This window comes from Mesorhizobium sp. M7A.F.Ca.AU.002.02.1.1 (assembly GCF_003998535.1).
GTDB classification, from domain to species: domain Bacteria; phylum Pseudomonadota; class Alphaproteobacteria; order Rhizobiales; family Rhizobiaceae; genus Mesorhizobium; species Mesorhizobium ciceri.
In genome coordinates this window covers 1-1,057 of record NZ_RZPB01001255.1, presented here as the reverse complement: position 1 = coordinate 1,057, position 1,057 = coordinate 1, and the positions used below count along the sequence as shown (strand labels likewise).

Genomic DNA, 1,057 nt, shown 5'->3' with positions numbered 1-1,057 from the left:
TCATAGGCAAGGCCGGCGGCATCGGCGCCGAGCTTGGAGGCGATGACCGGCGATTTCGTCCGCTCGCCCCAGATCTTCAGCTGCTCGATGGCTGCCGCGCGGAACGTGTCGCCGGCGGCGAGCATGACCGACAGGCCGCCATCGGTCAGCTTGGCGGCGAGCTTGCCGATGGTGGTGGTCTTGCCGGTGCCGTTGACGCCAACCACCAGGATGACATGCGGCTTGTGCGAGAGGTCGAGCTCCAGCGGCATGGCGACATGGGTCAGCACTTTTTCCACCTCGGCCGCCATGATGGCGCGGACCTCGGTGTCGGAAACGTCCTTGCCGTAGCGGCTGGCGGCCAGCGCGTCGGTAACGCGCAAGGCGGTCTCCATGCCGAGATCGGCGCGGATCAGCACATCCTCCAGGTCCTGCAAAGTCTCTTCGTCCAGCTTGCGCTTGGTGAAGACGCCGGCAATGTTGCCGGTCAGTTCCTTGGACGAGCGGGCAAGCCCGTCCTTCATGCGCTGGAACCAAGAGCGCCTCGGTGCCGGCTCCGGCGCTTTTTGCGGCTCGGCCTTCTGCTCGACCTTCTTGGTGACGGTCACCTTGCCGGGGGCGGCTTTCGGCTCCGGCGCGGGTGGTGGAAGAGGCTGCGGCTCGGGCGCAATTTCCGCAATGACCGGCTGCGATTCGATCGGCGCAGGCTGGCGAATGGGAGGTGCGATTTCGGCGGCGGGTGCTTCGGGCGTCGGCGCTGAAACTTCTTCCTTCTCCCCGTCGCTATACGGGGAGAAGGTGCCGGCAGGCGGATGAGGAGCGGCGCCGGCCTCTGAAGACGGCTGAAGAGGGGACGGCGCCGGTGTGGGCACCTCGATCGGCGCTGGTGTTTCTGCCGGAACCTCGGCCGGCGTCGGCACTTCGACTGGTGCCGGCTCCGGCCGCTTTTCCGGGCGTGACGGGACGATCTCCGGTTCGGCCGGCGCCGGCGCTGGGACTTCTTGCGGCTGCCGTTCGGGCGTGGGTTCGGGAGTCGCAGGGGTGAGCGGAACTTCCTCGGGCGCCGGCGGCTCTGGAG

At 67.9% G+C, this 1,057-nt stretch carries 1 protein-coding gene; it reads right to left on the bottom strand.

Annotated elements, in window-relative coordinates; all coding sequences use genetic code 11:
* On the bottom strand, positions 1-1,057 hold a 1,057-nt coding region (locus EN879_RS40450), incomplete at both ends, for a signal recognition particle receptor subunit alpha (protein WP_245493945.1).